General features: G+C 72.3%; 15 protein-coding genes. 1 reads left to right on the top strand and 14 read right to left on the bottom strand.

From position 1 onward, the window contains the following. Positions 1 to 8: 8 nt before the first annotated feature. From atpA to PSED_RS08515, 10 genes are all read right to left on the bottom strand, one after another. Entirely contained in the window at positions 9 to 1,652 is a 1,644-nt protein-coding gene (gene atpA / locus PSED_RS08560) for a F0F1 ATP synthase subunit alpha (protein ID WP_013673850.1), read from the bottom strand. 64 nt (positions 1,653 to 1,716) lie between these two features. Continuing rightward, positions 1,717 to 2,559, bottom strand: coding sequence for a F0F1 ATP synthase subunit delta (locus PSED_RS08555; RefSeq protein ID WP_013673849.1), 843 nt, complete (start codon positions 2,557 to 2,559; stop codon positions 1,717 to 1,719). Then, positions 2,559 to 3,086: a F0F1 ATP synthase subunit B gene (atpF, locus tag PSED_RS08550; RefSeq protein WP_013673848.1), complete on the bottom strand. Its 528-nt coding sequence runs from the start codon at positions 3,084 to 3,086 to the stop codon at positions 2,559 to 2,561. The genes PSED_RS08555 and atpF overlap by 1 nt, the downstream gene beginning before the upstream one ends. Continuing rightward, positions 3,086 to 3,640, bottom strand: coding sequence for a F0F1 ATP synthase subunit B (locus tag PSED_RS08545; protein WP_013673847.1), 555 nt, complete (start codon positions 3,638 to 3,640; stop codon positions 3,086 to 3,088). Before PSED_RS08545 ends, atpF begins: the two co-directional genes overlap by 1 nt. A gap of 7 nt (positions 3,641 to 3,647) precedes the next feature. Then, the gene (gene atpE, locus PSED_RS08540) at positions 3,648 to 3,923 is read right to left on the bottom strand and encodes an ATP synthase F0 subunit C (RefSeq protein ID WP_013673846.1); all 276 of its coding nucleotides are present in this window, start codon (positions 3,921 to 3,923) and stop codon (positions 3,648 to 3,650) included. 107 nt (positions 3,924 to 4,030) lie between these two features. Further along, positions 4,031 to 4,765, bottom strand: a complete 735-nt coding sequence (atpB, locus tag PSED_RS08535; protein ID WP_013673845.1) for a F0F1 ATP synthase subunit A — start codon at positions 4,763 to 4,765, stop codon at positions 4,031 to 4,033. After that, positions 4,762 to 5,166 (bottom strand): hypothetical protein, encoded by a 405-nt coding sequence (locus PSED_RS08530; protein ID WP_013673844.1) that lies wholly within the window; start codon positions 5,164 to 5,166, stop codon positions 4,762 to 4,764. The genes atpB and PSED_RS08530 overlap by 4 nt, the downstream gene beginning before the upstream one ends. Before the next feature lie 46 nt (positions 5,167 to 5,212). Next, positions 5,213 to 5,431, bottom strand: coding sequence for an AtpZ/AtpI family protein (locus PSED_RS08525; RefSeq protein WP_013673843.1), 219 nt, complete (start codon positions 5,429 to 5,431; stop codon positions 5,213 to 5,215). 194 nt (positions 5,432 to 5,625) lie between these two features. After that, on the bottom strand, positions 5,626 to 6,807 hold the full coding sequence (locus PSED_RS08520) for a glycosyltransferase family 4 protein (RefSeq protein WP_041760752.1): 1,182 nt from the start codon (positions 6,805 to 6,807) through the stop codon (positions 5,626 to 5,628). A gap of 36 nt (positions 6,808 to 6,843) precedes the next feature. Then, positions 6,844 to 8,124, bottom strand: a complete 1,281-nt coding sequence (locus PSED_RS08515) for a serine hydroxymethyltransferase (protein ID WP_013673841.1) — start codon at positions 8,122 to 8,124, stop codon at positions 6,844 to 6,846. A 113-nt stretch (positions 8,125 to 8,237) separates the two neighbouring features. Between PSED_RS08515 and PSED_RS08510 the strand changes: the two genes are divergently transcribed. Beyond that, positions 8,238 to 8,924, top strand: coding sequence for a TetR/AcrR family transcriptional regulator (locus PSED_RS08510; protein WP_013673840.1), 687 nt, complete (start codon positions 8,238 to 8,240; stop codon positions 8,922 to 8,924). 655 nt (positions 8,925 to 9,579) lie between these two features. Here the strand turns inward: PSED_RS08510 and PSED_RS08505 are convergent. The 4 genes from PSED_RS08505 to rpmE all read right to left on the bottom strand — a co-directional run bounded on the left by PSED_RS08505 (position 9,580) and on the right by rpmE (position 12,573). Beyond that, a complete protein-coding gene (locus tag PSED_RS08505; RefSeq protein WP_013673839.1) occupies positions 9,580 to 10,224 on the bottom strand; it encodes an L-threonylcarbamoyladenylate synthase in 645 nt (214 codons plus the stop codon). Between the two features lie 42 nt (positions 10,225 to 10,266). Next, complete coding sequence (gene prmC, locus PSED_RS08500; protein ID WP_013673838.1) at positions 10,267 to 11,142, bottom strand: peptide chain release factor N(5)-glutamine methyltransferase; 876 nt, start codon at positions 11,140 to 11,142, stop codon at positions 10,267 to 10,269. A gap of 34 nt (positions 11,143 to 11,176) precedes the next feature. Further along, complete coding sequence (prfA, locus tag PSED_RS08495; protein WP_013673837.1) at positions 11,177 to 12,277, bottom strand: peptide chain release factor 1; 1,101 nt, start codon at positions 12,275 to 12,277, stop codon at positions 11,177 to 11,179. Positions 12,278 to 12,351: 74 nt separating this feature from the next. Then, positions 12,352 to 12,573, bottom strand: a complete 222-nt coding sequence (rpmE, locus tag PSED_RS08490; RefSeq protein WP_013673836.1) for a 50S ribosomal protein L31 — start codon at positions 12,571 to 12,573, stop codon at positions 12,352 to 12,354. Positions 12,574 to 12,654: the final 81 nt, after the last annotated feature.

Here is a 12,654-nt window from a genome sequence, read left to right as displayed (position 1 = left end):
CCTACCCGTCAGCTCGAAGCCGGAGCCGGCTTGTTGACCTTCACGGTCTCCTGCTCGACCTCGTCCTCGTCGAGCGCCTTCTCGTCCTTGACGACGACCGAGGAGCCGTCGGAGGCCGTGAAGTCGCGCTTGAAGGCGTCGACGATGCCCTGGAGCCGCTCGACGTTCTCGTCGGAGAGCTTGCCGGTCTCGACGATCTCGTCGATCGCCGCCGCGTGGTTGCGGTGCACGTGGGCGAGGAACTCGCTCTCGAAGCGGCCGACGTCGGCGACCGGGACGGAGTCGAGCTGGCCCGAGGTGCCCAGCCAGATCGCGACGACCTCGTCCTCGACCGAGAACGGCGAGTACTGGGCCTGCTTGAGCAGCTCGACCAGGCGCTCACCGCGGCCGAGGGCCCGCGCCGACGCGTCGTCGAGGTCCGAGCCGAACGCCGCGAAGGCCTCCAGCTCGCGGTACTGCGACAGGTCCAGACGCAGCGAGCCCGACACCGTGCGCATCGCGCGGACCTGCGCGGAGCCACCGACCCGGGAGACCGAGATACCGACGTTGATCGCCGGCCGGACGCCCTGGTTGAACAGGTCGGACTCGAGGAAGACCTGGCCGTCGGTGATCGAGATGACGTTGGTCGGGATGTACGCCGAGACGTCGTTGGCCTTGGTCTCGATGATCGGCAGGCCGGTCATCGAGCCGCCGCCGAGCTCGTCGGACAGCTTCGCGCAGCGCTCCAGCAGGCGCGAGTGCAGGTAGAAGACGTCGCCCGGGTAGGCCTCGCGGCCCGGCGGGCGGCGCAGCAGCAGCGAGATCGCGCGGTACGCCTCGGCCTGCTTGGACAGGTCGTCGAAGACGATCAGGACGTGCTTGCCCTGGTACATCCAGTGCTGGCCCAGCGCCGAGCCGGTGTAGGGCGCGAGCCACTTGAAGCCGGCCGGGTCGGACGCGGGGGCCGCGACGATCGTCGTGTACTCCAGGGCACCCGCGTCCTCGAGGGCCTGGCGGACGCCGGCGATCGTGGAGCCCTTCTGGCCGATCGCGACGTAGATGCAGCGGACCTGCTTGGCGGGGTCGCCGCTGGCCCAGTTGTCCTTCTGGTTGATGATCGTGTCGACGCAGACCGCGGTCTTGCCGGTCTTGCGGTCGCCGATGATCAGCTGGCGCTGGCCGCGGCCGATCGGCGTCATGGCGTCGATCGCCTTGATGCCGGTCTGCAGCGGCTCCTTCACCGACTGCCGCTCGACCACGGACGCGGCCTGCAGCTCGAGGACGCGCTGCTCCTCCGCCTCGATGTCGCCGAGGCCGTCGATCGCGTTGCCCAGCGGGTCGATGACCCGGCCGAGGAACCCGTCGCCGACCGGCACCGAGAGGATGCTGTTGGTGCGGCGGACCGGCTGGCCCTCCTCGATCCCGGCGTAGTCGCCGAGGACGACCGCACCGATCACGCGCTGGTCGAGGTTGAGGGCAACCCCACGGACGCCGCCCTCGAACTCGAGCAGCTCGTTGGTCATCGCCGAGGGCAGGCCCTCGACGTGGGCGATGCCGTCACCGGTGTCGACGACGGCGCCCACCTCCTCGCGGGAGGTCTGGCTCTCCAGCGACGAGACGTAGCTGGAGATCGCACTCCGGATCTCCTCCGGGGAGATCGTCAGCTCTGCCATGGCTCTCGTCTTTCCTTCTGTCGGTCGCGCTGTGCGCGTCGCGTGGGGGTGTGTCGGCCGGTGCTCAGGTCGGCAGCCCGCGGCGGGCGGCGGCCAGCCGGCCGGCCACACTGCCGTCGATCAGCTCGCCACCGACCTGGACGACGAGCCCGCCGAGGATCTCGGGATCGTGCTCGACCTGCAGCGAGATCGGGCGGCCGTACAGCCTGCCCAGCGACTCGGTCAGGCGCTGCTCCTGCTGGTCGGTCAGCGCGACGGCCGACCGCACGTGCGCGACGTAGCGGTCCCGGCGGGCTGCGGCCAGCTCGGCGAGCTGCCCGGCGACGATGTCGAGCGCCAGCCCGCGCGGCGACCGCACGGCCTGTTCGAGCAGCGTCGTCGTGACCGTCGACGCCTTGCCGCGCAACAGCTCCGAGAGCAGACCGACGCGCTTGTCGGCCGGCGTCGAGCGGTCGGCGAGCAGGCGGGCCAGTTGCGGCTCACGGTCGAGGATGCGACCGAAGCGGAAGAGCTGGTCCTCGACCTCGTCGAGTGACCCGTCCTTCTCGGCCACGCCGAGCACCGCCCGGCGGGCGAGCGCCTCCAGGGCGTCCAGCAGGTCGATCGAGCGCGACCAGCGTGCCGACACAAGTGTGCTGACCAGGTCGAGCGCCGCAGCGCCGATCTTGCCCTCGAGCAGCCGGCGGGCGAGCTCGGTGCGGGCCTCCGGGGCCACGGCCGGGTCGGCGAGGTGCCGGCGCAGGGCGGGCTCGGACTCCAGCAGCCGCTCGACGGCGAACAGGTCGTCGCCCAGGATCGCGAGGTCCGCGCCGGCCGAGGAGTCGACCACGGCGTCGAGCCGCCGCACCGCGTCGGCCAGCGACTCACGGCTGGCCGACTGCAGCTGCGTCTCGGTCGAGGCGGCCATCAGGCTCCTCCCCCTGCGGTCGCGGGAGCATCGGCGGACGTGGCCGCGCGGGCCTCCACGAGCCGGTCGATGTCGTCGAGGAAGTCGTCGACCGACGCGCGGCGGGCGCTCTCGTCGGCCAGCGACTCGACGACCAGCTTCTCGGCCAGGCCGTAGGACTGGGCGCCCAGCTCGGCGCGCATCTGGCGGACCACCTGGTCGCGCTGCGCGGCGAGCTGCTCGCCGCCGCGCGCCTTGGTGCGCTCGATCTCGCGCTTCGCCTGCTCCACGAGCTCGTCGTGGATGCGGGTGGCGTCGGCACGGGCGTCGTCGCGGATGCGCGCCGCCTCCTGGCGCGCCTCCTCGACGGCGGACTCGAGCTTGGCCTGCGCCTCGTTCAGCTTGCGCGTGGCCTCCTCGGCCTCGTCGACCTGCTGCTGAACGGTGTCCTGCCGGGCCGTGACCATCTTCTTGAGCACCGGCACGACGAAGCGCCAGATGACCAGGATGACGATCACGAACGCGACGAGTTCGGCGATGATCTCCATCAGCGGACTCCCTCGGCGTCCTTGGCCGAGCCCCGCTCGAGGTCGGCCAGGAAGCTCTCGACGGTCGAACGGTGCCGGCCGTCGTCGATCGGACGGCCCAGTACCCGGGACGCCAGGTCGCTCGACAGGCCCCCGATCTCGGCGCGCAGCGACCGAGCCGTCTCGGCGCGCTGGGCGGCGAGCTCGGCCTCGCCCTGCTCACGCAGCCGGGCGACCTCGCGGTCGGTCTCGGCCCGCATGGTCTCGCGGATCTGCTGGGCGTCGGCGCGGGCCTCGTCGCGGATCGCCGTGGCCTCGCCACGGGCCTCCGCGAGCGAGGCGGCATAGCGCTCCTCGGCCTCGCGCAGCGTGCGCACCGCCCGGTCGCGCTCCTCCACCTGCTTGCGGACCATCTCGTCGCGCTCACGCATGGCCTTGGTCAGCGGCGGCACGACGAACCGGTAGAAGAAGAACAGGACCAGAAGGAAGATCACGATCTCGACGACGATCGTGAAGTTGGGCAGCAGGAAGTTGGTGGTCTCGCCACCCCCCTGCGCCAGCACCGCGGTCGTCATGGCGTGATCACGCCAGGACGAAGACGAACAGCGCCATGAACGCCAGGTTGATGAAGTACATGCCCTCGACCAGACCGATGATCAGGAACATGGTCGTGTTGAGGCGGCCGGCCGCCTCCGGCTGGCGGGCGACACCCTGGATGACCGACGCACCGGCGAGACCGTCACCGATCGCCGCGCCGATGGCGCCACCGGCGAGGGCGATGCCACCACCGATCATCGCGAGGCCGAGCGTGCTCGACCCACCGCTGGCAGCTTCCTGGGCCAGGTAGGAAATGCTCATGACTGACTCTCCTCGTGCTTTCTCGTACCGCGCCGTCGCGTGGCGCGAGTCGTGCGTCGGGGTGGGTTCTTCGGTTGTGCGTGAGGGGTGGGCCTGACGATGCCCGGCTAGTGCGCGTGCTCGTCGGCCTCGCTGCCGACCGCCTCGGTGAAGTAGATGAGGGTGAGCAGCGTGAAGATCAGCGCCTGGATCGCGCCGATGAACATGTCGAACAGCTTCCAGGCCGCCATCGGGACCCACAGCACGTAGGCCGACATCAGCCCGATCACCGCGACCATGATCCCGCCGGCGAAGATGTTGCCGAAGAGCCGCAGCGCGAGCGACAGCGGGCGGGAGAAGTACTGGGTCACGAACTCGATCGGCGCGAGGAACGCGTAGGGCTTCGTGAAGTGCCCGAAGTAGCTCTTCGCGCCCTTGGCCCGGATGCCCGCGACGTTGACCCACACGATGACGAGCAGCGCCATCGGGTAGACGAGGTTCACGTCGGACGTGGGCGGCGGGATCCAGTGCTCGCTGGGCAGCGCGGCGAGCCAGTTGCAGATGAGGATGAAGGCGAACAGCGTGATGCAGAGCCCGACGACACCGCGCGGTGCGCGCAGACCCATCCCGTCACGAATCTGGCCCTGGACCCACCCGGCGAGCGCCTCGAACGCGACCTGCAACCCCGAGGGGCGGCCCTTGGTCGCACGGCGGGCCATGTAGAAGCCGGCACCACAGACGATCACCGCGGCGATCAGCGTGCCGATGATCGTGTCGAGGTTCACGGTCAGGCCGAAAAGCGACCCCGTCCAGTGCTCACCGGGCTTGATCTCTCCCCCGGCCGCGAGGACCTCGGCATTCATTTCTGTCGGATCTCCTTGATCAACGGCAGGATCGAACTCACGGTGGCCAGCAGCTGGAAGACCGCGAGACCCACGAACACGGCGACCCCCTGGGGGCGCACGAGGAACGCGCAGCCGAACGCGACGACCGTGATGACGGCGAGACGGACCAGCACGCCGCCGGAGAACTTGGCCTTGGACGGGGCGGCGGCGCCGTGCGAGAACCGCACGACCGACCCCATCGCGAAGGCGGAGTTGAGAATCCCGAGGGCGATGCCGACGCATCCGAAGAGCGCGAACAGCCCGTAGCCCAACGGGACGAGAACCGCGACGGCCACGAGCGCCACTGCGGCGCCGATGATCGCCGTGCGGCGGAACGTGGCCCGGGTGACGGGCGGGACGTAGCCCGGAACTGCGGTCACGGAGCCGTCACCCCGTCTCGGTCACTCACCGCGAAACCCCGTTTCGTCACTGAAACCTCTTGAACATCCGGTAGACGAACCCGCCGGCCGCGATCACTCCGAGGAGCAGACCTACGAGCGCGAACACCGGGAACGTTCCGAAGGGAAGGTCGACCAACCATCCCAAACCGAAACCGGCCATCACGCAGAGCGCGATGGTCAAGCCCATGGAGAGGAGGTCGCCCAGTTCGGGACCCTGGGGGCCACCGCGACTGTTGCTGTCCACCTGCTCCTCGCCTCGACGCCGCCGGGTCCGCCACGAGCTTGTGGATACTTTCACAAGCTCGGACGCACCCGGCCGACGACCGGTCTCGAAAACGGACGCTATCACAGCAAATTTCACCGACCACGCCCCCCTGACCTGTGCGGACGAGGCGTACGCCACGTCCGGGGGCGTCGATCACCTGCGGAGCCCGCGGGTCAGGAACGCCCTGGTGAGCCGCGTCTCATCGCCGCGAGGGCGCGGTCGCGCGGCACGACGGTCGCGACGATCGCGACCACGATCCCGGCCCCGACGGCCCACAGCACGGCGGTCGGGTCGTCGACGAGGGCCAACGCCACGGCACCGAAGGCCAGCACCGCGGCCCACAGGTAGATCAGCAGCACCGCGCGACGATGGCTGTGGCCGATCTCGAGCAGCCGGTGGTGCAGGTGCATCTTGTCCGGGGAGAGCGGGCTCGTCCCGGCGCGGGTCCGCCGGATCACCGCCATCAGCAGGTCCAGCAGCGGGACGAACATCACGGCCGCGACGACGATCACCGGCGCGAACAACGCCAGCACGTCGGTCCCGTCGGTCGTCACGCTGATCGGCAACCTGCCCGACGCCCCGGTGGTCGCCGCGGCGAGCAGCACACCGATCAGCATCGACCCCGAGTCGCCCATGAAGATGCGTGCCGGGTTGAAGTTGTGCGGCAGGAAGCCCAGGCAGGCACCGGCCAGCACCGCCGCGAGCAGGGCGGGCGAGTACGCCGACGGGTCGTTGCCGTTCTGGCGTACCAGCCCGATGGCGAACAGCCCGGTCGCGGCGGCCGCGATGAGGCCGACGCCGGCCGCGAGCCCGTCGAGCCCGTCGATGAAGTTCATCGCGTTCACCAGCGCGACGGTGAGCAGCACGGTGAGCAGCACGCCCTGGCTCTGCCCGAGGATCAGCAACGAACCGGAGCTCTGCCCGCCGCCGCCCCACGGCACCCAGAAGACCGCCCACTGGATGCCGAAGAGCACGAGGACGCCCGCCGCCGTGATCTGCCCCGCCAGCTTGGTCAGGGCGTCGAGCTCCCAGCGGTCGTCCAGTACCCCGACCCCGCACAGCAGCGCGGCCGCGATGACGACGCCGAGCACGTCGTCGGAGTAGTCGAACGCCAGCCGCAGTGCCGGCAGCTGCAGCGCGAGGCCGATGCCGGCGAGCACGCCGCCGAACATCGCCAGCCCGCCCCAGCGCGGCGTCGGCGTGGTGTGGACGTCGCGGTTGCGCGGCCACGCCACCGCCCCCGCCTTCAGCGCCAGCACCCGGACCAGGCCGGTGAGCAGGAACGTGACGACGGCAGCGGTCAACCCCGCGAGCAGGTACTCACGGATCGGCAGCCCGAGTCCGACGGGTGCCAGGCCTGGTGCGGCCGCGGCGAGCACGGACCGGGCCGGTCAGCCGCGCGGGTAGGCCGGGACCCGCGCGACGAGGGTCGAGACCGCGTCGGCGACCTCGCGCAGCTCGGCGTCGCCCGCCGGGGTGCCCTGGGGCGCCTTGACCGCCCGCGCCAGCAGCGACGCGACCTCGGCCATGTCCGTCTCGACCATGCCCTGGGTCGTCGAGGCCGGCGAGCCGACCCGGATGCCGGAGGGCTTCATCGGCGGGGCCGGGTCGTACGGGATCGCGTTCTTGTTGAGCGTGATCCGGGCCGCGTCGCACCGCGCCTCGGCCTCGGCGCCGGTGACCCCGATCGGACGGAGGTCGATCAGCGCGAGGTGGGTGTCGGTACCGCCGGAGACGGCCCGCATGCCCTCGGCCTCCAGGCCCTTCGCGAGCGCCTGCGCGTTCGCGATGACCTGCGTCGCGTACTTCTGGTACTCCGGCTGCGCCGCCTCGCGCATCGCGACGGCCTTGGCCGCCACCGCGTGCATCAGCGGGCCGCCCTGGGAGAACGGGAAGACGGCCTTGTCGATGGCCTTGGCGTGCTCCGCCCGGCACAGCACCATGCCGCCGCGCGGGCCGCGCAGCACCTTGTGCGTCGTCGCGGTGACGACGTCGGCGAACGGCACCGGCGACGGGATCGCCTTGCCCGCGACCAGGCCGATGAAGTGCGCGGCGTCGACCATGAGCTTGGCGTCGACCTCGTCGGCGATCTCGCGGAACAGCGCGAAGTCGATCAGGCGCGGGTAGGCCGTCGCACCGCAGATGATGATCTTCGGCCGGTGCTGCAGCGCGAGGTCGCGCACCTGGTCGTAGTCGATCAGCTCGGTGTCCTGGCGGACGGTGTAGGAGACCGCGTCGAACCACAGGCCCGAGAAGTTGACCTTGGAGCCGTGGGTGAGGTGGCCGCCCTGCTTGAGGTCCATGGCCAGCACCGTGTCGCCCGGCTTGGCGAACGCCGCGTAGGCGGCGAGGTTCGCGCTCGCGCCCGAGTGCGGCTGGAGGTTGGCGTGCTCCGCGCCGAACAGCTCCTTGGTGCGGGCGTTGCCGATCTCCTCGGCGACGTCGACGACCTGGCAGCCGCCGTAGTACCGGCGGCCGGGGTAGCCCTCGGCGTACTTGTTCGAGAGCGTCGAGCCCAGCGCGGCCAGGACGGCGGGGCTGGTGAGGTTCTCGCTCGCGATGAGCTGCAGTCCGCCCCGCAGCCGTTCGAGCTCGTCCAGCACGACTCCCGCGATCTCGGGATCCTGCTGCTGCAGTGCGTCGAAGTCCGGGCCCCAGAACGGTGTGCTCACGTCGGTCGAGGTTACCTGCGGCGGTCCTGATCACCGCACCCGGAGGGGCAGGCCTCACAGAGCGATGCTCTCGTCGGTTTCCAATGCTCTCGCAGTGAGGCAGAATCCGTCGCATGTCCGCACCCCGCACCGCCCGCGCCCGCGTCCGCGCGCAGCTGACGGCCGAGATCGCCGACGTCGCCCGCGCGCACCTGGCAACCGACGGCGCCGCCGCGCTCTCACTGCGTGCCGTGGCCCGGGAGCTGGGCATGGCGTCGTCGGCGGTGTACCGCTACTTCCCCAGCCGTGACGACCTGCTGACGACGCTGATCGTCGACGCCTACGACGCGCTCGGCACCGCGGCGGAGCGGGCCGAGGCGGCGGTCCCGCGCGAGGACCTGCGCGGCCGCCTGCACGCCGCCTGCGGCGCCGCCCGCGACTGGGCGCTCGCCCACCCGCACGAGTACTCGCTGCTCTACGGGTCGCCCGTCCCCGGTTACGCCGCCCCCGAGACCACGATCGGGCCCGCCGCCCGCGTCGGCACGCTCGTGGTCGCGATCATCACCGACGGGCTCGCGAGCGGCGTGCTCACCCCGCTGCCCGGTGTGGCCGACATGCTCGAACCCCGGGTGCTCGCCGACCTCGGCCTCACCGACGACCCCGTCCGTGCCGCACTCACCGTCACCGCCTGGTCGGGGCTCTTCGGCGCGATCGGCTGGGAGCTGCACGGTCACACGCACAACATCGTCCGCGACCACGCCGCGTGGTTCCGCTCGGTCGTCGACACCCACGCCGACGCGCTCGGCCTGCCCCGACTCTGAGGCCGGAGTTCCACCCCCGGCACCCTCCGCGCAACCCCGGTGCGCCAGCCGGCGGGATCCGCGACCGAGAGGTTGCGCCCGGAACCCGCGCGCAACGTCAGCGCTGCCGGGCGCGGCGGCACGACGCCGAGCTGCCGCGAGGTGCTGCTCCGGAGGAACTTCGCACGCCTGCTTCCCGAGGAGATCACGCTCGTCGACGGCTGCCGGGTCACGACGCCACTGCGGACCGCGTGGGACATCGCCCGCCGGGAGCCCGGACCGACGCCGTCGTCGCCATCGACGCCCTCGCCCGGGTCGGCGGCTTCCCCCGGAGGCATTGGCGGACATGGCCTCCCGCCCCCGACGAACACCCGGTACGAGCTGGTCGTCGACGGCCGGTCGTCGCCCGGTTCGATCTCGCCCGCCCGGACGCCCGACTGGCGATCGAGTACGACGGCGCGGGGCACGACGACCGCCTCGACCGGCGTCGCGACATCCGGACCGGCGCGCTCGGCCGGCAGACCATTCGCCTGGTGTCGGCCGGAAGAGGACGCTCCGGTTGCGCTCGGGGTGCCGAGCGCAACCCCAGCGCTGCGCGCCGGCCGGCCCACAACCGTCAGGTTGCGCTCGGGGTACCGCGTCCGCCCTCCGCGCCGCGGATCAGTCGGGGCGGGGTTCAGGCGGAGGCGACCTCACGGCCCAGGACCTCGGAGATCGCCGCCACCGACACGGCGCCCTCGCGCAGCACCCGAGGGGCGTCCGCGGTGAGGTCGACGACGGTCGACGGGACGTTCTCCTCGGTCGGGCCGCCGTCGAGGTAGACCGCGACGTGCTCGCCGAGCTGCGCGACCGCGTCGGCGGCGTCGACGGCCGGGGCGTGCCCGGAGCGGTTGGCGCTGGACACGGCCATCGGCCCGACGTCGCGCAGCAGCTCGAGCGCCACCGGATGCAGCGGCATCCGCAGCATGACGGTGCCGCGCGTCGTCCCGAGGTCCCAGGCCAGCGAGGGGGCGTGCTGCAGCACCAGCGACAGCCCGCCGGGCCAGAACGCCTCGATGAGCTCGCGCGCCGCCGTGGGGACACCGATGACCAGGCCGTCGATCGTCGACCACGAACCGACGAGGACCGGGACGGGCATGTCGGGCCCACGGCCCTTGGCGGCCAGCAGCGAGCGCACCGCGGTGGCGGAGAAGGCGTCGCAGCCGATTCCGTAGACGGTGTCGGTGGGCAGCACCACCAGGTTGCCGGCCCGGACGGCACGTGCCGCGGCGGCGAGGCCCTCGGCCCGGGCGTCCGGGTCGGCGCAGTCGAACGTCGTCACCCGCGCGAGCCTACGGCCGCCGCCGATCGGCCCCCGGGCGGGTCAGCCGCGCAGCGGGCTGCGTCGTGCGGTGACGAACCGGGGGCGGCCCGCGAGGTCGGCATGGTCGGCGACGTCGGAGAACACCTTGCGCCGGGCCAACAACCCGGGCGCGGACTCGCCCTGGGTGTCGTCGTGCTCGATGGCGAGCCACCCGCCGTGGCGCAGCAGCCCCGCCGCCGTCGAGACGACCGCGCGGACGATCTCGAGGCCGTCGGGCCCGCCGAAGACCGCGCCGGGCGGGTCCCAGTCGGCGACCTCCGGCGGCACCGGTGTCCCGTCGGGCACGTACGGCGGGTTGCAGACGACGAGGTCGACCTTCGCCTCGAGCTCGACGAGCAGGTCGGTCCAGCGGACGTCGGCGGCGTGCAGGGTCACCGGCGTCGCCCCGGCGGCGGCCTGCGCGGCGATGTTGCGCTGGGCCCACACCAGCGCGCCCGGATCGGCCTCGACGGCGTGCACCTGCGCGTCGGGCCGCGCCGCGGCGATCGCGAGGGCCAGTGCGCCGGACCCGGTGCACAGGTCGACGACGAGCGGGTGGGCCACGTCGGCGATCCGCGCGAGCCCCCACTCGAGCAGCAGCTCGGTCTCCGGGCGCGGGGTGAACACCCCGGGGCCGACGGCGACCTCGACGGGCCCGAGGACCGCGGTGCCCAGTACGTGCTGCAACGGCTCGCGCGCGGCGCGCCGGGACACGAGCACCCGGTAGGTCTCGACGACGTCGCGGTCGACGAGCGGGACCATCGGCAGCCGGCCCCTGTCGACGCCGACGACGTGCGCGGCGAGCAGCTCGGCGTCGACCCGCGGGCTCGCCACACCCGCGGCCGTGAGGATCCGCTCGGCCTCCAGCACCGCGACGCGCAGCGGCTGGCGCGTCACCGCAGGTCCTCGCGGCGAGAGCCCGGACACGGGGTCACGACCCGCTGTCCCCGATCGCGACGGTCTCGGCCCGGTCGGCCGCGACGAGCGCGGCGATGACGTCGCCGAGGTCACCGTCGAGCACCGCGGAGAGGTTGTGCGCCTTGTAGCCGACGCGGTGGTCGGCGATGCGGTTCTCGGGGAAGTTGTAGGTCCGGATCCGCTCCGAACGGTCGACGGTGCGCACCTGCGACCGGCGCGCGTCGGACGCCCTGGCCGCGGCCTCCTCCTCGGCGAGGGCCTGCAGCCGCGACCGCAGGACCTCCATCGCCCTGGCCCTGTTCTGCAGCTGCGAGCGCTCGTTCTGGCAGCTCACGACGATGCCCGTCGGCAGGTGCGTGATGCGCACGGCCGAGTCGGTCGTGTTGACGCTCTGCCCGCCGTGCCCGGACGACCGGAACACGTCGACCCGCAGGTCGTTGTCGTCGATCTCGATGCCCGCGTCGTCGGCGCCGGTGTCGGGGTAGACGAGCACGCCGGCGGCGGACGTGTGGATGCGCCCCTGCGACTCGGTGACGGGCACCCGCTGGACGCGGTGCACCCCGCCCTCGAACTTGAGCGCGGACCAGACGCCGTCGGCGGCCGGGACCCGGGCGCGCACCGAGAGCGTGACGTCCTTGTAGCCACCCAGGTCCGACGTCGTGGCGTCGAGGATCTCGGTGCTCCAGCCGCGGGACTCGGCGAATCGGGTGTACATCCGGACGAGGTCGCCCGCGAACAGCGCGGACTCCTCGCCACCCTCACCCGACTTCACCTCGAGGACGACGTCGTCGGCGTCGTGCGGGTCGCGCGGGACGAGCAGCTCCGCGAGCCGGGCCTCGAGCGCGGGCACGCGGGCCGCGAGGTCGTCGGCCTCGGCGCCGAACGTGGGGTCGTCGGCGGCCAGCTCCCGGGCGGCGGCCAGGTCGTCGCGGACCGACGCCAACTCCTTGGCGACGGCGACGACCGGCCCGATCTCGGCGTAGCGACGGCCGAGCCTGCGCGCCCTGGCGGGGTCGGCGTGGACCGCGGGATCGGCGAGCATGAGCTCGAGGTCGGCGTGCTCGGCCAGCAGCGCGTCGGCGGTCTGCGGGGCCGTTGTGGACGTCTCGGTCATGGTCACCTCCTGCGCAGGGTCCGGACAGACGGACGGCGCCCACCACGAGACCGTGGTGGGCGCCGTCGGTGCAGCTACTTGCCGGAGCGGGCGCGCTTGCCGTAGCGGGCCTCGAAGCGGGCCACGCGGCCGCCGGAGTCGAGGATGCGCTGCTTGCCCGTGTAGAACGGGTGGCACTGCGAGCAGGTCTCGGCGTGGATCGAGCCGCTGGTCTTGGTGCTGCGGGTGGTGAACGTGTTCCCGCAACCGCAGGTGACCGTGGTCTCGACGTACTCGGGGTGGATGCCCGACTTCATGGAAGTTCCTCTCCAGGGAGGGCCGCCGGGTCCCCTGCTGTGCCGACGGGATCGCCGACAGGGGTGAACCGGAGCCACTGC

This window comes from Pseudonocardia benzenivorans CB1190 (assembly GCF_000196675.2).
GTDB classification, from domain to species: Bacteria; Actinomycetota; Actinomycetes; order Mycobacteriales; family Pseudonocardiaceae; genus Pseudonocardia; species Pseudonocardia benzenivorans.
Note: the sequence above shows the minus strand (reverse complement) of the source record. Positions and strands in the feature narration are given on the sequence as shown.

What these genes read in the sequence shown, in the direction of transcription:
- PSED_RS08555 (WP_013673849.1), bottom strand. Translation starts at nt 2,559, where the DNA reads ATGGCCGCCTCGACCGAGACGCAGCTGCAGTCGGCCAGCCGTGAGTCG.
- PSED_RS08510 (WP_013673840.1), top strand. Translation starts at nt 8,238, where the DNA reads ATGTCCGCACCCCGCACCGCCCGCGCCCGCGTCCGCGCGCAGCTGACG.
- atpB (WP_013673845.1), bottom strand. Translation starts at nt 4,765, where the DNA reads ATGAATGCCGAGGTCCTCGCGGCCGGGGGAGAGATCAAGCCCGGTGAG.
- atpF (WP_013673848.1), bottom strand. Translation starts at nt 3,086, where the DNA reads ATGGAGATCATCGCCGAACTCGTCGCGTTCGTGATCGTCATCCTGGTC.
- atpE (WP_013673846.1), bottom strand. Translation starts at nt 3,923, where the DNA reads ATGAGCATTTCCTACCTGGCCCAGGAAGCTGCCAGCGGTGGGTCGAGC.
- prfA (WP_013673837.1), bottom strand. Translation starts at nt 12,277, where the DNA reads ATGACCGAGACGTCCACAACGGCCCCGCAGACCGCCGACGCGCTGCTG.
- PSED_RS08545 (WP_013673847.1), bottom strand. Translation starts at nt 3,640, where the DNA reads ATGACGACCGCGGTGCTGGCGCAGGGGGGTGGCGAGACCACCAACTTC.
- rpmE (WP_013673836.1), bottom strand. Translation starts at nt 12,573, where the DNA reads ATGAAGTCGGGCATCCACCCCGAGTACGTCGAGACCACGGTCACCTGC.
- atpA (WP_013673850.1), bottom strand. Translation starts at nt 1,652, where the DNA reads ATGGCAGAGCTGACGATCTCCCCGGAGGAGATCCGGAGTGCGATCTCC.